General features: G+C 61.9%; 15 protein-coding genes. 6 read left to right on the forward strand and 9 right to left on the reverse strand.

Going from position 1 to position 17,694, the window contains the following annotated elements; translation table 11 throughout:
• The coding region (locus tag IVA95_RS25675) for a hypothetical protein (protein ID WP_247513044.1) at positions 1-392 on the forward strand (392 nt) is incomplete at its 5' end.
• Positions 393-592: 200 nt separating this feature from the next.
• Here IVA95_RS25675 and IVA95_RS25680 read toward each other — a convergent pair.
• Positions 593-2,167, reverse strand: a complete 1,575-nt coding sequence (locus tag IVA95_RS25680; protein WP_247513045.1) for a winged helix-turn-helix domain-containing protein — start codon at positions 2,165-2,167, stop codon at positions 593-595.
• Between the two features lie 147 nt (positions 2,168-2,314).
• Between IVA95_RS25680 and IVA95_RS25685 the strand changes: the two genes are divergently transcribed.
• Positions 2,315-3,571: a vanadium-dependent haloperoxidase gene (locus IVA95_RS25685; protein ID WP_247513046.1), complete on the forward strand. Its 1,257-nt coding sequence runs from the start codon at positions 2,315-2,317 to the stop codon at positions 3,569-3,571.
• Between the two features lie 132 nt (positions 3,572-3,703).
• Here IVA95_RS25685 and IVA95_RS25690 read toward each other — a convergent pair whose 3' ends face one another.
• Positions 3,704-4,666 carry a Bug family tripartite tricarboxylate transporter substrate binding protein gene (locus tag IVA95_RS25690; protein ID WP_247513047.1) on the reverse strand — a complete coding sequence of 321 codons (963 nt, stop codon included), beginning with the start codon at positions 4,664-4,666 and terminating at the stop codon, positions 3,704-3,706.
• Positions 4,667-4,781: 115 nt separating this feature from the next.
• On the opposite strand from IVA95_RS25690, the gene IVA95_RS25695 reads away from it, so the two are divergent.
• Positions 4,782-5,753, forward strand: a complete 972-nt coding sequence (locus IVA95_RS25695; protein ID WP_247513048.1) for a LysR family transcriptional regulator — start codon at positions 4,782-4,784, stop codon at positions 5,751-5,753.
• Here IVA95_RS25695 and IVA95_RS25700 read toward each other — a convergent pair.
• On the reverse strand, positions 5,732-7,042 hold the full coding sequence (locus tag IVA95_RS25700) for a CAP domain-containing protein (RefSeq protein ID WP_247513049.1): 1,311 nt from the start codon (positions 7,040-7,042) through the stop codon (positions 5,732-5,734). The two genes, IVA95_RS25695 and IVA95_RS25700, sit on opposite strands and share 22 nt — an antisense overlap.
• 363 nt (positions 7,043-7,405) lie before the next feature.
• Between IVA95_RS25700 and IVA95_RS25705 the strand changes: the two genes are divergently transcribed.
• On the forward strand, positions 7,406-7,732 hold the full coding sequence (locus IVA95_RS25705; protein WP_213245575.1) for a hypothetical protein: 327 nt from the start codon (positions 7,406-7,408) through the stop codon (positions 7,730-7,732).
• A 201-nt stretch (positions 7,733-7,933) separates the two neighbouring features.
• Here the strand turns inward: IVA95_RS25705 and IVA95_RS25710 are convergent, their stop codons facing one another.
• A complete protein-coding gene (locus IVA95_RS25710; protein WP_256470290.1) occupies positions 7,934-8,827 on the reverse strand; it encodes a LysR family transcriptional regulator in 894 nt (297 codons plus the stop codon).
• Positions 8,828-9,029: 202 nt separating this feature from the next.
• Here IVA95_RS25710 and IVA95_RS25720 point away from each other — a divergent pair, with 202 nt between their 5' ends.
• The gene (locus IVA95_RS25720) at positions 9,030-10,193 is read left to right on the forward strand and encodes a mandelate racemase/muconate lactonizing enzyme family protein (protein ID WP_247513050.1); all 1,164 of its coding nucleotides are present in this window, start codon (positions 9,030-9,032) and stop codon (positions 10,191-10,193) included.
• A 24-nt stretch (positions 10,194-10,217) separates the two neighbouring features.
• Here IVA95_RS25720 and IVA95_RS25725 read toward each other — a convergent pair whose 3' ends face one another.
• Positions 10,218-11,444: a CaiB/BaiF CoA-transferase family protein gene (locus IVA95_RS25725; RefSeq protein ID WP_247513051.1), complete on the reverse strand. Its 1,227-nt coding sequence runs from the start codon at positions 11,442-11,444 to the stop codon at positions 10,218-10,220.
• 270 nt (positions 11,445-11,714) lie between these two features.
• The gene (locus tag IVA95_RS25730; protein ID WP_346658044.1) at positions 11,715-14,087 is read right to left on the reverse strand and encodes an ABC transporter substrate-binding protein; all 2,373 of its coding nucleotides are present in this window, start codon (positions 14,085-14,087) and stop codon (positions 11,715-11,717) included.
• A gap of 566 nt (positions 14,088-14,653) precedes the next feature.
• On the opposite strand from IVA95_RS25730, the gene IVA95_RS25735 reads away from it, so the two are divergent.
• A complete protein-coding gene (locus tag IVA95_RS25735) occupies positions 14,654-15,784 on the forward strand; it encodes a glycosyltransferase family 4 protein (protein WP_247513052.1) in 1,131 nt (376 codons plus the stop codon).
• Positions 15,785-15,990: 206 nt separating this feature from the next.
• Here IVA95_RS25735 and IVA95_RS25740 read toward each other — a convergent pair whose 3' ends face one another.
• The 3 genes from IVA95_RS25740 to IVA95_RS25750 all read right to left on the reverse strand — a co-directional run bounded on the left by IVA95_RS25740 (position 15,991) and on the right by IVA95_RS25750 (position 17,520).
• A complete protein-coding gene (locus IVA95_RS25740; RefSeq protein ID WP_213245595.1) occupies positions 15,991-16,353 on the reverse strand; it encodes an SPW repeat protein in 363 nt (120 codons plus the stop codon).
• A gap of 120 nt (positions 16,354-16,473) precedes the next feature.
• On the reverse strand, positions 16,474-16,959 hold the full coding sequence (locus IVA95_RS25745; RefSeq protein WP_247513053.1) for an Hsp20/alpha crystallin family protein: 486 nt from the start codon (positions 16,957-16,959) through the stop codon (positions 16,474-16,476).
• Positions 16,960-17,055: 96 nt separating this feature from the next.
• Complete coding sequence (locus IVA95_RS25750; protein ID WP_247513054.1) at positions 17,056-17,520, reverse strand: Hsp20 family protein; 465 nt, start codon at positions 17,518-17,520, stop codon at positions 17,056-17,058.
• Positions 17,521-17,694 lie beyond the last annotated feature (174 nt).

The following is a 17,694-nucleotide window of genomic DNA, read 5'->3' on the forward strand; positions in this document are numbered from 1 at the left end:
TTTGGGCGCAGCGGGCTCAGTTCCAGCAACGGGCGGTTGGTGCGCAACCGCCCGTTCGCACATTCTGCCAAATTTTCTGGACACAAGGGCGCAGGGAAGACCGGGTGCTTGCCGCACCCGCGGTCTCGTGTGCAAAGTGCGCAAAAGGAAACGCACACGAGCATACAGGTCCAGCGGAAACACTCCGGCCTTCCCTGCGCAATGGCTTTACGGCTTACTTCGTGCTCTTCCCGGAGAACGGCTCTTTTGCCTCCGTCGCCCGTGAGAAGCTTGCCCCTCTCGGACTTAACGCCAGCACCGCGGCGCCCGAACCACACGACTTCACCGTACGCTTCCTGCGCGTACGTCTAGCGCGCATTCAGCGTCCACCGCATCTCACCGCACGTTCGTGACGATCGCGAGCGCCCCTCATCTTGCCGTGAGACGGGCGGAGTTATGCGGCTGATTTGCCCCTCGTGTTAAGCGGAATATTTTTGCTTCCCGGGCTTGACACGATTTCTGAAAATCAGAAGTGATTTGCCTATCGGGCGCACGGAAAAAACACAAGCCTTGCAATCCTCCAACCTGAATGCCCGCCCTCCCTGCCTCAACCTTATGTCAGCCCGGCTTTACGCATTCCCTCCAGGAAGCGCTCCATCAGCTCCGGCGTCTGATAGGGCACGCTTGATTTGATCCAATCGATCGAGAGTTGGGGTTGATCGAGGCGCACGGCGGCGAGAGATTGTTTGGCCTCCTCTACTCTCCCCATCTGGGCCAGGCTCGCACAACGCAGGCGTTGGGCGCCGTGGAATCCGGGGCGCAGCCGCAACAACTGCTCCGAGGTTTCGAAGGCTTCCGTATATCGGCCCGCGAGATAGTTGGCCACGGTAACGCCGCCGAGAAACATCGCGGTATCGGGATCCAACGGACTTAGCCGGATGGCTTCGTTGCCGTGAGCAATCGCTTCGCAACACTGCCCCGAGAACGCCAGCCCATGACTGAGATAACAATGCGCGGCCGCCGAGCTTGGATTGAGGCTGACGGCACGCCGGAATGCCGCGATCGATTCCTCGGTGCGCCGCTCCATCATTGACCCATAGCCGAGCGCTATCTGTGCCCACGGATCGCAATCGTCCAACGCAATCGCCCGAACGATGTGTGGACGGGCAGCCTGCAAACCCTGATCACGCTCGATCCAACCATTGTGCGCGGCAAACACCAGGCAGAAGCCAAGCAGGCTTCGGGCCGGGGCATAATCCGGATAGGCCTCGGCGGCGCGATTGAGTGCTTCGATGGCGGCTTCGTTGTCCGATCGGGTCAAACGCCAAACATGCGTTTGTGCGCGCGCCACCAACTCCCAGGCGCCGAGATCGCCGGACGAGCGCGAAAACGCGCGAACGCCCTCTGCTGCCAACAGGCGCGGCTGGATCGAGGCAACGACGCTGCTCGTGATCTCATCCTGTATCGCAAAGATGTCGCCCAGTTCGCGGTCATATTGCTCCGCCCAGTGATGGCCGCCGGTGACCGCATCAATCAGCTGCGCGCTGACACGCAGCCGCTGGCCGGCGCGGCGCACACTGCCCTCGAGCACATAGCGAACGCCGAGTTGGCTCGCGACTTGCCTGACGTCGACGGCGCGGCCCTTGTAAACAAACGTCGAATTGCGGGCGATGACGAACAGCCAGCGGACGCGGGACAGGCCCGTGATCAAGTCCTCGGATATGCCGTCAGCGAAATAATACTGGTCCGGATCGCCGCTCATATTGTCGAACGGCAGCACCGCAATGGAGGGACGATCGGGCAAAGGCAGCGCGTGGTGTTCATCGGCATCTATCGTCGCGGCGCTTGCGCTCGGAGAAAGTTCGTCGCCGTTGATGGTCGTTACCGGCGAAGCAAACAGATAACCTCGCTTTGAAACGGTTTCGATGATCGCCTGAGCGTCGTCTTGCAAGGCCTGCCGGATCTCCTTGATGCACTGAACCAACGAATTTGGCGTGACGTTCAGGTTCTGCCAGACGTTTTCGATCAGTTCTGCCTTGGGAATGAGCCGGCCGGGATGCTGCGTGAGATACACCAGCACATCAAACGACTTCGGCCGCAGCGGCACGTTGACGCCCTCGCGGCGCAAACATGCCGATCGACGGTCGATCAGGAACGGGCCAAATCGGTAGCTCTTGAATTCCGACATCTCTGCAATACGCGGCCTATCCGGCGTCCGCGGACAATCTAGCGCATTTCATCACAATTTCACCGGTTCTTCACGGCTGCCACGCTCCCGAATGTGGGACCTTTGGGCAAGCCCTCTTTCGAGGGCGACACGCAAGGAGAAATTCCAATGAAGCCAACATCAGGGTTCTTACCGGCCATTCAGATCGGCAGCGCCCTCGCGGTCGCACTATTTGCCACCGCCGCCCGCGGCGACGTCATCATGGACTGGAACGCCAAGGCCGACGCGATCGCCGTCGAAAAGCAGATGCCAAATGCCCCAAATGCCCGCGGACAGGCGATGCTTCACATTGCGATGTTCGAGGCGGTCAACGCCATCGACAAGCGTTATGCTCCTTACAAGCTTAGCCTCACCGCGGACCGCGCCGCGTCAAGAGAAGCCGCAGCGGCTGCCGCGGCATATGACGTGCTGCTGGCGCTTCATCCCGACAAGAAGGCCGATCTCGATGCTGCGCTTGCCGGCTCGCTCGCCGGGATGGCCGAGGACGAGGCGAAAGCGAAGGGCGTCGAACTCGGCAAAAAGGCTGCCGCCGGGATCATCTCCTTGCGCGCCAATGACGGTAGCAACACACCGGAAGATTACCGGCCCGCCACCACAGCCGGCGTGTATGTGCCGACCACGATACCGATCGAGTCCAAGAGTTCGAAGATCAAGCCCTTCGTGATGGGTACCGCGTCGCAATTTCGCGCCGGCCCACCTCCCGCGCTGACATCCGAAACCTGGACCAGGGATTTGAACGAAATCCGCGAGATCGGCAGCAATGCCAGCGCCAAGCGCTCGGCCGAGCAGACGGCGATCGCCCGTTTCTGGTTCTTCACGGGGCCTAGAACCTACAATGCGATTGTCCGCCAGATCGCCTCGAACAGGAAAATGGACCTGGTCGATTGCGCCCGCCTGTATGCGCTGACATCGATGGCCGGCGCTGATGCCTTCATCGCCGTATTCGATGCGAAATATGCGTACAATCTCTGGCGTCCTGTGACAGCCATCCGGAACGCCGACCTCACGTCCAATCCCGCGACCCCGCGCGAGGCATCTTGGCAGCCTTTGGGCGTGACGCCGATGCACCCGGAATATCCCTGCGCCCATTGCATCGTCGCCAGCGCCATCTCGACGGTGCTGCAGCATGTGGTGGGCAACGAAATCGGCGAGATCACGCTGACGAGTCCGACGGCTGCCGGCGCTACACGCAAGTGGACGCGGCTGCAGGACTATAGCGACGAGGTTTCCAGCGCGCGCATTTATGCCGGCTTTCACTATCGCTTCTCCACCGAAGCCGGCAAAGAAATGGGAAAGAAGATTGGTGACCTAACGGTTGGCACGCAGATGCTGGGCGCCGTGGCCGATGCCCAGCAGAAACGCTGATTGAGTAACATCGAGGCCGGCAGTTCAGTCGGCCTCGGTGTCTGGCGCAAATCGCCGAAGGTTCGCAGGGCAGCAATCGCAGGTGTTCAGGGAGCGAACAGGCTTGGAGAGCACCTAGACGGGAGCTACCGCCTACTCGGGTTTGAAGCCGGAGGCCTTGATCACCGGCTCCCACAGCTCGGAATCCGATTTCTGAATTTTCGAGAATTCCTGGGCAGACGTACCGGTCGGCTGGACGCCGAGCGGCATCAATCGCTTGCTGAATTCCTCTGTGTGCACGGCTTCGACCACGGCCGCGTTCAATTGCGCGACCACCTCGGCGGGCGTCTTGACCGGGGCATAGACTCCGTACCAGCCCTCGCCGCGGATGCCGTAGCCGCTTTCGGTGAACGTCGGCACCTCGGGCAGCGCCGCCGATCGCGCACGGCCTGACGTTGCGAGCACGCGAACACGCCCGCCCTTGTGGGCTTCGACGAGATCCTGCGTCGAGGTGAAGAACATCGGCAGGTGACCGCCAATGAGATCGGAGACGGGCTGCGGGTTGCCTTTATAGACGACGTGGCGGAGCTCGAGGCCGGCATGGCGGGCGAACAGCACCGCAAAGAAGTGCGGCAACGATCCCGCGGCCGGCGTGCCATAGGCCGCCTGATCGGGACGGGCCTTCAACCAGTCGACCAGTTCCTTGAGGTTTTTAGCCGGGACATTCGCGCCGACCGCCATCGCAAGGTCATAGGTCCCGACCTGCGAGACCGGCTGGAAATCGCGCGCCGGATCGTAGGCAAGATTGTCATAGACGTGCGGAAACAGCGCCATCGGGGCGATCGGCGTGAACAGCAAGACGCTGCCATCGGAGGGAGCGTCCTTGACCGACTGAACGCCGAGGCGGCCGGCCGCCCCGGGCTTGTTCTCGACGATGACGGTTCGATTCAGCTTTGCGCGCATGGACTCCGCGATCATCCGTGCCGCGGTGTCGCCGACGCCGCCGGCCGGATACGGCAAGACAATCCGGATCGTGGCCTCGCCGCTTTGAGCAACGGCGGGGCTGCTGATGAGGAGGCCGAGGGAAGCCGCCAACACCGTTCGGATTTTGCGCATAGGATGCCTTCGCCAATGGAGATGCCTGAATTGTCTTGACCCTCTCCCCTGACGATCCATAAAAGAAGTCTCTTTCTCCTTATAAGGCGATAAAATCCATTGATGGAGATCCGCCATGGATCGTAACGTCGACCGGCGCATCAAGCTGCGCGACCTTCACGTGTTTCAGGCCGCGGCCGAAACCGGCAGCATGGCCAAGGCTGCGGCGCATCTTTCGATCACGCAGCCGGCCGTCTCCTACGCGATCTCTGAGCTGGAGCACGCCGTCGGCGCGCCGCTGCTCGATCGTTCGTCGCAGGGCGTGACGCCGACGGTCTACGGACGGGCGCTGCTTGAGCGCAGCGCCATCGTGTTCAACGAATTGCGGCATGGCATCAGTGAGATTGCCTCGCTCGCCGACCCCGAGGTCGGAGAGCTGCGCATCGGCACCACGCCGCCGATGTCGGCAGTTGCGTCAGCCGTGTTCAACCGCCTGGTACCGCGCTATCCGCGCATGCGGTTCGAACTGACCGTCGGTCCGACCGAGGTGCTGCTCCGCCAATTGCGCCAGCGCGATGTGGAGATCGTCATCAGCCGGCTCGCCTCGATGGCCGGCAATGACGATCTCAACGTCGAGACGCTGTTTCAAGACGAACTGGTCGTGCTCTGCAGCAAGCGCAGCAAATGGGCCCGGCGCCGCAACGTTTCCCTGGCCGATCTCGTTCACGAGCCGTGGGTGTTGCCGCCGCCGACGGGCTTTCTTACGGGAATCATGCGCAGCGCTTTCGAGGAGCAAGGCCTGGAGTTTCCGCGCGCGACGGTGACCACGGCGTGCACCTATTCGCTGAGCGTGCTGGTCGGCAATGGTAATTTCCTCGGCATTCATCCGCGCGCGATGCTGACGACGCCGAATGAACACCCGCAATTGACCGCTGTCGACGTGCGGCTGCCGACCACGCGCGGGGCGATCGGCCTGATCGCGCTGAAGGATCGTTCGCTCAGTCCGGTGGCGAAGCTATTCGCGCAGTCGGTGGCGCCGGTCGTCGAGGATATCAAGCCGAAGCGGGCATCACGAGCGGCGCCGGATCAGACGATCAGGAAATCCTGAGAGGTGAGCGCCAGCTTGGTCGAGAGCTCCGCGAACTGGACTGCGGCCGCCGAGCCTGTTCCGTCCGGATCGTAGCTAAGCGCGCCGGTGTCGCTGTTGTAGATGATCCGGTCGGTCGAATCATGGGCGGCCGCGCCGACATAGAACGCCGAAGAGGACATCGTGCCGTTCCATCCGAACGCGGTGAATACCGCGTTGTCCAGCCGGATCGTATCGTCCACGGTCGAGAAGTCCGTGATCTTGTCGACGCTCGAAGCGCCGAGACTCGTGTCGAAAACGAAGCTGTCCTGGTTCGCGCCGCCAGTCAGGACATCGCGGCCGGCTCCGCCATAGAGACGATCGCTTCCGTCGCCGCCGAGCAGCGTATCGTCTCCCGTGCTGCCGTACAGGTAGTCTCGCCCGGTGCCGCCCTCGAGCCGGTCATTGCCGCTTTGCCCATAGAGCCGGTCGTCACCGCCGAAGCCCTGGATTGTATCGGCGCTGGCCGTACCGTTGAGGGTCTCGCCTGATGCCGTGCCGGCGATCACGTTCGACGCGGGTGGCGGTGGTTCGGAAGGCGGCGGCTGGGAGCCGCCGCTTGTGGCGGGATCGATCAGGTCGAGCTTGACATTCTTGCTGCCGATCGTCGTCTGCATCGTGGTGGTTTGAATGCCCGCCCCTGAGAACGTGACCGTGTAGGTGGCGGGCGGCAGCGCGAGATCATAGCCACCGGAGCCGTATGTGGTCGTGGTGTAGGTTGCGCCGGTGCTGCTCACGGCGGTCAGCGTCAGACCTCCGAGCTCCTCGCCCACATCGTAGAAGCGGTCGCCATCCTTGTCGTCGAACGCCACGCCGGTGAGGAACACGCTCGAACCGGAACGCGCGAAATCTTCGGTAACGAACGCGCTATCGCGGCCGCCGTAATCACCTGTCTCGAAGCCAAGTCCGACTTCGCGATAATTGTCATTGAGGATGTTGGCCCGATGGCCGGACGAATTCATCAGGTTCGTGTGCAACAGAAGCACTTCGTCCTGGAGCCCCGCGGGCGATCGGGTCGTTGCCCACGCGATGTTCTCACCCCAACTCCAGGAGCCGGTGAACGTATAGCCCGCGGCCGTCATGCGCTGACCCGCGGTCGACCCGCCTGAGCCTGTATGCGAGAACGTGTCTGTGCCGATCATCCATTGGCTATGATCTTCACTGGCCTCGTTGAGATCGCCATCGAAGGCAAGCGGCTGAGCGCCCACCTTGGCACGCTCGGCATTGATCAGTTCAAGCAAATACTGCTCATAGGTACTCGGCTGCGCCATGACGATGTCCTCGCAGGGTGATGACAGATGACGATGTGCTGAAGGACCATTCGCGATCGTTCTGATTTGCTGCTATTGGCCCAGTGTGATCAGTCGTTGACCCAATCGTGACCATTTATGGGAATGGTCGTGCTCGATTGAGCGACCCTTGGGTTCCAATCATCCTGTGGCGTGGCACGCGCGACAATGCTGCTTCGAAAGACAGGATGAGATCGTTCGACACGAACCTGATCACAACAGCGCTTTCCATCTTCGCATCTTCGAGGGAACGCGCGGGCCAGCAATGTCGTTGTGGGTCAGGCTTCGCAACGTGCTTCAACATAAATCGACACTCTGGTCGAGGAACACAGAACGGAGGAATTGATGCCGACCGAGCCGACGATTGCCCGCATCTGGCGCGGCCGCACGCGGCCAGAAATCGCGGACGCTTATGAATCGTATATTCGAGCAGAAGGAATCCCGCCTCTGGAGAAGACGGCGCTCGGCGTCCAGCTATTCCGGGAAGACCGCGAACAGGAGAGCTGGTTCACGACGATCTCCTATTGGAGCGATCTCGAATCGATGACCGCCTTCACCAAGGGCGAACCGACCAAGGTTCATCATCTCGATCGCGATCCCGAGTTTCTGATCGAGCTGCCCGAATTCATCCAGATCCATCGGATCCTGATCAACCGACAGGGCCTGCGCTGACCGCGGATACTCTGTCGTGTCGCCGAATGAGAACCGGCGCGTGCTTTCAAACCCGCGCCGGTCTTCGGATCAGATAATTCTGCGCCTTCAGCGCTTCGCGTCGTCGTCCCCGAATGTGATCGCGCTGACCGGTGGCGAGGAAAAGATAAAGAAAACGCCCGGGAGGTTGGTGACGCGGGAAGCGCGGTGAATTGAAGAACATCAACCCCGTTCAAAGGCCGACCAGATCGCTTCGACCGCCTTGCTTTGACGTGCCACCGGACGAAACAGCCGGATTTCGATTGGTATCTCAAGTTCGGGGCTGCCTGCTTCAACCAGCAACCCGGCCGAAATGTCCTCTTCAGCCAACGTCCGAGGCAACCAAGCCACGCCATCTCCTGCGCGGGCCATCGAGAGCAGCGTCGCGGCGAGGTGCGAGGTAAAGACCGTCTCAAGCGCAAAGGCGCGATCTTTCGCTCCCCATTGGGCTGCGACGATCCGGCCCAACCCTGATTGCGCGCTATAGGCAAGGTATTTTACCGGCTCGCCGCCATGAAGCCACCACCGTGCAACTCCGTTTCCGGTGGGCGCGCTGAGCGGAACCAGAGTGTCGACGCCGACCACGATGCTCTTGAACTGGCCGGACTCGATCCGGCTGCTCGCGTCCTTGTGGTGGTGACAAAGCAGAAACTGCGCATCCCCCCGCAGCATCATCTGCTCGCACGCCTGCATGCTGTCAGAGATCAAGCTGAGATTACCCAGCGCGAGAACTCTTTCCTTGCCGCGAACCCATTTCGGGAAAAACGTGAAGGAAAGCGCGTGGGTCGCCGCGATCGACAAGGGCCTGACGCCTCGGCCGGAAACTTCGAGGGTATCACGGCGCAGTTGGTGCAGGGCTCGTGTCAGGACCTCCGCCTGGTGGCGAAAATGTTCTCCTGCCGGGGTGAGCGTCACACCATGCGTCGTTCTGGCAAACAAGTCTGCGCCGATCCACCCCTCAAGCGCGCGAATCCTGCGGCTGAAGGCCGGCTGCGTGACGTGGCGTAGTTGCGCCGCCCTGGAAAAGTTCAGGGTCTCCGCCAGCGCCAGATAGTCCTCAAACCAGATCAGCTCCATTGGTGATGCCGAACCAACATAACAAGTTGTGGGAATAGCATTGGCGTTGCGCCAAATCCAGCTCTAAAAATCTCCTTAGAAGACGGGAAATAGCTGAGCCCTATATCAGGCCGCCTGCCGACGCGAACGCCGTCCCATACAGTCGTTTCCGGCATAGCAACAAGGCATTCGGAGATCTGAAAGCCATACAGAGGGAAATGCCATGCGTATTGTCGATGTCGTCGAGATCACCAAGCCGATCGCCTCTCCGATCCGGAACGCCTACATCGACTTTTCGAAGATGACGGCGAGCCTCGTCGCGGTGGTGACGGATGTCATGCGCGATGGGCGCCGCGTCGTTGGCTACGGCTTCAATTCGAACGGCCGCTATGGTCAAGGCGGCCTGATCCGGGAACGCTTCCGCAATCGTATCATCGAGGCCGATCCGAACAGCCTTCTCGACGACGAAGGCACCAATCTCGATCCGCATCGCATCTGGGCCGCGATGATGTCCAATGAAAAGCCCGGAGGGCACGGCGAGCGTTCCGTCGCCGTCGGCACGCTCGACATGGCTGTTTGGGACGCGGTCGCGAAGATCGCCGGCAAGCCGCTGTTCCGCCTTCTCGCCGAAAAGAAGGGCCGCGAGGCCAATCCTCGTGTCTTCGTTTATGCGGCGGGCGGCTACTACTACCCGGGCAAGGATAAATCGGCGCTACGGGCGGAAATGCGCGGCTATCTCAACCGCGGCTACAACGTCGTGAAGATGAAGATCGGCGGAGCACCGATCGACGAAGATCGTGGACGGATCGAGGCCGTGTTGGAGGAAATCGGTTCGAAAGCGCGGCTCGCCGTCGATGCCAATGGACGTTTCGACATTGAGACTGCGATCGCCTACGCGAAGATGCTGCGCGACTACCCGCTGTTCTGGTACGAGGAGGCCGGCGATCCCCTGGACTACGCGCTTCAGGCCGCTCTCACCGAATTCTATCCCGGTCCGATGGCGACGGGCGAGAATCTCTTCTCGCACCAGGATGCGCGAAACCTGCTCCGCTATGGCGGCATGCGGCCCGATCGGGATTGGCTGCAATTCGATTGCGCCTTGTCGTACGGACTTGTCGAATATCTCCGGACGCTCGACGTTCTGACCCAGCATGGCTGGTCGCCGTCGCGCTGCATCCCCCATGGCGGGCACCAGATGTCGCTGAACATTGCTGCAGGCCTCGGCCTGGGCGGCAATGAGAGCTACCCGGACCTCTTTCAGCCCTACGGCGGCTTCCCGGACTCCGTTCGCGTCGAGGACGGTCACATCATCATGCCGGATCTGCCGGGCATCGGCTTCGAGGACAAATCCGACCTGATCAAGGTCATGCGCGAACTGGCTGAGTGAGCCAGGGCCGCGGTTGAGGCAGGTCTAGACGATCTTCTTCTCCTTCAGCGCTTCCACCTTCGCTTCGTCATACCCGATCGTCGCCAGCACATCTTTCGTGTCCGCACCCAGCAGCGGCGGGGCGCGATAGTCCTTCACCGGGGTGCCGGAGAACGTGATCGCGTTACGGATCAGCGACAGGTCCGGCTGCAGCGGATGGTTGACCTTGACCTGCATGCCGCGCGAGCGGACATGCGGATCGGAAAACACCTGCGAGAAATCGTTGATCGGACCCGAGGGAACGCCGGCCTTCTCCAGCTCTTCCAGCCAATAGGCAACGGGCTTCTTCAAAAACAGCCCGGCGAAGATCGCCATGATCTCCTTGCCGTGGACGACGCGGTCGTTGTTCTTGACGAAGCGCGGATCGCTCGCGAGTTCGGGCGCGCCGAGCACGGCGCAGGTGCGCTGGAACTGGCCGTCATTGCCGACCACCAGCATCAATTCGCCGTCGGTGCAGCGGAAGACGCCGGCCGGCATGCCGCCATTGCCCCAGGTGCCGCGCCGCGGCGGGGTCTGGCCGTTGACGAGGAAGATCTGCGCGTAGTGCGACAGCGCGGCGATCACGGTGTCGAACAGGCAGACGTCGACATGCTGCCCCTCCCCACCATTGGCCTTGCGGTGATAAAGCGCGGCCAGAATGCCGATCGAGGCATTCATGCCGGTCATGTAGTCGACGATGGAGGGGCCGACCTTCATCGGGCCGGCGCCGGGCTCGCCGTCGATATGGCCGGTGACGCTCATCAAGCCGCCCATCGCCTGCAGGATCGCGTCATAACCCGCGCGCGGCGCGTACGGTCCGGTCTGGCCGAAACCGGTCACCGAGCAATAGATGATGCCGGGATTGATCTCCTTGATCGATTCGTAATCGAGCCTGTAGCGTTTGAGATCGCCGACCTTGTAATTCTCCATCATCACGTCGCAGCTCTTGGCGAGCTCGCGGACGATATCCTGCCCTTCCGCCGTCGCGATATTGACGGTGACGGATTTCTTGTTGCGGTTGGCGCAGAGATAGAACGAGTTATTGTTGTTGTTCTTGCCCTCGGGATCCCTGAGGTACGGCGGGCCGAAGGCTCGCGCATCGTCGCCGCCGCCGGGACGCTCGATCTTGATCACCTCGGCACCGAGATCGGCGAGCATCTGCGCCGACAGCGGGCCCGCCAGCACCCGCGTCAGGTCGAGAATTTTGATGCCCGAAAGTGGCAGAGCCGACATGAACTTCCTCCGAAATCTTTGGCGTTGGGACGCGAGACCAGGGTCCGGCGCTTTGATGCCTGCCGATACACTATTTTGTGCGGCTGAGCCCTGCACTACCGGCATGACGCCATCCGTTCACCGCCCGCTGACGCGCGAGGCAGCCGGCCTTCCGAGGGTCATAGGAGAGCAGGAGCGGATGCGGCATTGTAGGGAACGGGCTGGACGTCGCTGAAAATAGAACGGCCCGCCAAAGCGGGCCGTTCCGTTGTCAAACCGTGATGACCGTGACTACCGGGTGCCGGCCTTGGCGCGGCTGGCGCGCCACTCCAGGAACTCGCGGTACAGAGGATCGCGCTCCTGCGGGGAAAACGCGGCGGCGGCCGGCGCGGCAACCGGCGCGGGAGCCGGCACGGCGCCCGATGCTGCCGATACGGCGGCCGCCGGCGGCATGTTGCGGTCGAGCCATTCCTGCGCCGCCTTGAAGCGGGTCCAGCCGGACACCGTCGCCCGCGGCGCCATTTCCCGCCACTTCGGATGGAACGGCGGACGCTGCAACTGCGCGACCTTGTCGAACATCGTATCCACCAGCAGCGACAGGCGACGGTAGCGGTCGCTGTTCGGCGCCCAGTTATACGACGCCAGCACCGCCTCTGCCGCAACCGTCTCGACGTAGCCGCCGTCCGGCACGAGGCCCGGGTAGTCCGCCGAAGAAAGCTTGGAAGGCAGATATTCCTCCTGCAGCGTCTTGGCGTAATCGACCGGGACCAGATGCAGGTTACGATCGTTGACCTGGTTCAGCCATTGCAACGGCTTGCCTTCGATCGCGACGATCGCGTCGACCTCACCCTTGCGCAGCATGTCCACCGCCAGTCGCGGCTCCTGGTAGATCAGATGCGGCCTGATCCCGAGCCGCTCGAACACGTTGATCGCCGTCACGAAGGTCGAGCTGTCGGGCAAATCGACCACCACGGTCTTGCCGTCGAGCTCCCGCATGCTGGTGATCGTCTTCGGCGCGAGGACGTGCATCTCCTCGTTGAACATCTTGGCCACATAGACGAACTGGTTGCGGATGTCCTTGGCGAAGTCCTTGCGGTCGAGATAGGCGAGCGTGTCCTTGCGCACGATGCCCGCGTCGACGCCACGCAGCAGCAGAATGTCCGCCACCGCCTGCACCGATCCGCGGCCCATGACCGGCAGGATCCGCAGCGCGGTGCCGTTGTCGAGCACGGAGGCGAGATCGGCGCCCACCTGGGCATAGGTGGAGCCGAACGAACCCGTCATCAGGCTCACGGTATTGGCGTTGAGCTGGTTGGCCAGATCGCGCTTGGTGGCGGTGCCGTATTTGAAGATCGTCTTGAAGGAATCAGAGACGGCGCCCGGATCGATGCCGCTTCGCACCGGGCCGAAGTGCTGCCACTGGCCATTGGTAAAGCGCATCATCCGCATCTGCTCGATCGGCGCATGATCGGACGGGCTGGTGTTGATCAGGATGCCCTGCACCATCATGGGAAGCTGGATACCCTTGATCGCGCGGGCCTGCTTCATGATGTTTTCGCGCGAGAGATCGTCGCCGCAATTCTTCAGCACCTCGACCAGGGTCCTGCTGACCAGATAGCCAAGGACGGCCTGGCCGTTGGTCTTGCTCACGCTCGGGACATAGCGCTGCATGAAGGCGCTCCATTCGCGGAACGCCACGTCACCGGCCGCCGCCGCGTCTTCGCCCTCCAGCCTGTATGCCGCCGAGAGCAGGCCTTCCGCATTTTGCGGGCCCGCCGGCTGAATCACGGCCGAATACGAATTGGCGATCGAGGCGACGAAATGTGCCGGCCGCCAGCCGAGTTCGGCGCTTCGCCGGATTGCCATGATGGCGAATTTCGGCGTGGTGAACTCAATGAAGACGTCGGCATTGGACGCCTTCAGTTTGGCCATCTGCGCATCGATATTGGTGTCGGTGACTTTGTAGGGAGCCTCGGCCACGATCGCGACCTTGCCACCCAGGCCGTCCTTCAGGCCCTTCAGGTATTCCTTGCCCATGCCATCCTCCTGATAGAGGACAGCGATCCGGCTGCGGGGATGGTTCTCCAGGATATACTGCGCAAAGATTTGCGCTTCAGCCGTGTAGGTCGGCAGGAAGCCCATGGTCCAGGGAAATTCGCGCGGCTGGTCCCAGGCTGCTGCGCCCGACAAGGCAAAAAGCTGCGGGACCTTCTTTGAGTTCAGATAGGGCTGGATCGCGGCGTTGGTGTTCGTACCGATGGTCCCCAACGTGAAGAGAACCTGGTCGTCCTCGACCAGCTTGCGGGTCATCTCCATGGTTTTGTTGGGATCGTAGGCGTCGTCATAGGTGATCATATTGACCTTGCGGCCATTGATGCCACCCTCGGCGTTGACCTTGTCCAGATAAGCCGAGATGACCTTAGCGATGACGCCGTAGGCGGAAGCCGGACCGGTATAGGGAGCGGTGTTGCCAATCCGGATTTCGTTGCTGCCCGGAGGCGCCGCGTACACCTGATCGCTCACCATCGAGCCGGCCATCGCTGCCAACACCAGCACCGCTGCCGCGTTGCGCCGGGGCGTGATGCTGAACCGGCCCATGGCGTCACGGGCCGAAGCCCAGGACAATTGATCCATTCGCCAATGAGTGAAGCCGATAGCTCCCATTACAGTCCCCCTGTGAGCCCATGTTCTGCAAAATAGATTGAGCGCGTGATGCCGCGCGGGCACCGTTTCAACCCTACTCGCCGACATTGTGTCTCAATCGGATTGATTTTGTGGCGAGTCCAGGCGTTCCGTGAGGCATGGTTAGCAAGCGCGTATTTCGCCCCAAGAAATGCACCAAATTGCCGTTAACGCACCGCGCTCGCAATCAGCGCGTGTTCGCTCCGCACCCGCGGGGGCCCCGCGACGCGGCACGATAGCAGCGACATCTTGACTAAATTTTAAACGATGGAGCAGCGCGGTTCGTCCGAGCGCAAACGCCGGCCGGGCTGACCGGCTATCGCCTCGTTGCCGGCGAGCCGCGCGACCCGGCGCCACGTGAATACGGGGAGTGTCGACGCCCCTTCTCCCGACAGCATCGCAGGAACCAGTCGGGCCCTTGCAAGTTCATAGGCTCGCGCTGCCGGCCATGTGCGGCAGCGCAGGCAATACGTGATCAACAATAAGGCGGTCAGCCGCGGGCCCTCCGGTGGCAAGACCGGCCTGTACTACACGAACGGAGAGATAAAATGAGGATTGCGCAAATTGCCCCGCTGTTCGAGAGCGTGCCGCCGCGGCTCTATGGCGGGACCGAGCGGGTCGTTGCCTACCTGACCGAGGAGCTGGTCCGGCAGGGGCATCAGGTGACGCTGTTTGCGAGCGAGGACTCCATAACGTCGGCCGAGCTCGTTCCCTGCACGCCCCGCGCCCTGCGCCTCGATCCCAACGTCCGCGATGCCCTGCCCCACCACATGGTCATGCTCGACAAAGTACGCGAGCGCGCCGACGAGTTCGACATTCTGCACTTCCACGTCGACTATCTGCATTTCCCGCTGTTCCGGTCCGAGCGCGGCCGGATATTGACGACCCTTCACGGCAGGCAGGACCTCGCCGACCACATGCCGTTCTACCGGAGGTTCTCCGACATGCCGCTGGTCTCGATATCGAACGCGCAGCGGGCGCCCCTCCCGGGCGTAAACTTCGTCGGCACCGTCTATCACGGGCTGCCGGTCGGCCTGCACACGCCGAGCCTCGACCGGCACGGCGGCTATTTGGCCTTCCTCGGCCGCATCTCGCCCGAGAAACGGCCTGACCGCGCCATCGCAATCGCCCGCGCGGCGGGTCTTCCGCTCAAGATCGCAGCCAAAGTCGACAAGGCGGACGACGCATATTTCCGCGACGTCATTGCACCGATGCTCGACGGCGGCGGGGTCGAATTCATCGGCGAGATCAATGACAACGCCAAGGGCGAATTCCTCGGTCAGGCCGCCGGGCTGCTGTTCCCGATCGACTGGCCCGAACCCTTCGGCCTGGTAATGATCGAAGCGATGGCATGTGGCACGCCGGTGCTGGCATTCCGTTGCGGATCGGTCCCGGAAATCATCGAGGATGGGCTGACCGGCCGGATCGTCTCCGACATCGATGAGGCGGTGCACGCGGTTCCGGACTTGCTGGCGCTGGACCGCAAGGCGATCCGCGCCCGCTTCGAGGAGCGGTTCTCGGCTGCGCGGATGGCCGCGGACTACGTCAAGATCTATCAGAAGATGCTGCGCAAGCACGCCGCGCCGCAACTCGAACTCTCGGCCATGGCCGCAATTTCGGCAGCGGCCAATGCCCACAAAGCCGAGGCCTCCCCAGCGGCTGCGCGCAAGGACAATTGAGCACGGCGCTGGGCTCCGGCCGGCCGGCTGTCATGAGCAATCGTTCATGACAGCCGGCGACGGCTTGCGGGTGCCCTCACTGGAAGCAATTAGGCGCAGTGCTAGGCAGGGAAATACGGACCGCGGGCGAGTTCACCCTCGATCCGCAAGCAAACTGACGCCCGCCCCAGCGAAGGGAGGCCGGCAACGGCCTCCCTCGCCAAGCATCAGGCCGTCACGCGAGGAGGACTCTGGTGCAGATACCAGAGGCGCAGAGCCGCAACGGCCGCCACCACGATCCCGGCGATGACGTGGAGTGTCGTGGTGGTCTGGTTGGCCGAGAATTGCACCACCCACGGCGACAGCGCCACCCAAACGCCGGCGGCAAGAGCTAGCCACTCCTGCCATTCGGCGAATACCGCCAGCGCTGCTACCGCAAGCGCCGCGATCAGGATGCCACTCAACCACGCATTCCAGTTCGTGGGACTTTCAGCGGCGAACCCCAAGGCCCATGGCGACACGAACAAGGCCAGGCCGATTACGAGGTTGACCACATCGGCGATCATGTCCTTTTTCCAGACGGTGTTCATCGTTGTAACTCCTTACATTGGCTCCTTTCAATTCACTGTTGCAGTTCGATAGAGCTGTCGTTGTTGATTGGCAGCACCCTCGGCGCGGGCGAGCGCGTGAGGCTCCCGCCCGCCCCGCGATTACTTGCCGTTGATGGCGATCCGTTTCACCTTCTGCTGCGCGGTCGGTAACTTCGGCAGCGTCACGGTGAGAACGCCATTCTTGAACGAGGCCCCGACATTGTCCTGATCGACATCATCGACCGGGACGGAACGCTCGAAGCGCCCGTAGTAGCGCTCGCTGAAGCGACGCTCCTTGTCTTCGGTCTCGCTCTTCTTCTCACCGCTGATGGTCAACATGCCGTCCCTGAGTTCGACATTGACGTCCTTCTCTTCGAGACCGGGGAGTTCAGCAATCACTTTGACTTCCTTCTCGGTCTCGTTAACCTCGACGCTCGGCCAACCCATCGCCTGGGAGCTGAACGGAGCAATGTCGAACGAGCGGAACGCATCGTCGAACAGCCGATTCATCTCGCGATGAAGCGCGAGGAACGGATTGGGTTCATTGCGGTGCAGGCTCAGATCACGAGAGCCGTTGTTCCACGGAATGAGATCGCGTAGTGCCATAGTTCCTCCTTTCTGTTCTTCATGTTCAGTGGACAGAGATCACCCGCGCGGCCGAGCCGCGCACAGGTGGTTCGACAGCCTTGAACGACAACTCCGTCAGGCCGCCTGCTGATGTTCGCTTTGCTGGTGTTCGATCTGCTTGCCGTTGTCGGCGGCCTCGATCGCGACGCGACGCGGCTTCATCGCCTCCGGCACTTCCCGAACCAGCGTGATCTTGAGCATGCCGTTTTCGAAGGTCGCATCCTTCACCTGGACGTACTCCGCCAGGTTGAATAGGCGGCGGAACGGCCGCATCGAGATTCCCTGGTACAGGTAGTCGTGAACACCCTTGTCAGCCTTGCGGCCCTCAACCGTGAGCGTCGATTGCTCCGCGGTGATGGTGATCTCTTCCGGGCTGAAACCGGCCAGCGCCAGTGAAATCTGGTACTGGTCCTCGCCGGCACGCTCGATGTCATACAGCGGATAAGTGTCGCTGTCGTTCACCGTGTCGTTGACGAGGTCAAACAGGCGATCGAACCCGACGCTCGAACGCCAGAACGGGGATAGATCGTAGGTTCTCATAACCACATCCTCCTTTGAGCAACATGGATAGGAGCTACGCCGGGACGTTCCCGGCGGCCTTGGCCGGACCCTGACGGCATCCGGTGCCACACCTGTGGCACCACAAGAACTAGAAGGGTTCGATTTGGTTGCAAGGGCACAACCGGCGCACGTTTTTCATTTTTTCACCGCCTC

Origin of the sequence: Bradyrhizobium sp. 157, from assembly GCF_023073815.1 — a bacterium.
In the GTDB taxonomy this organism is placed as follows: domain Bacteria; phylum Pseudomonadota; class Alphaproteobacteria; order Rhizobiales; family Xanthobacteraceae; genus Bradyrhizobium.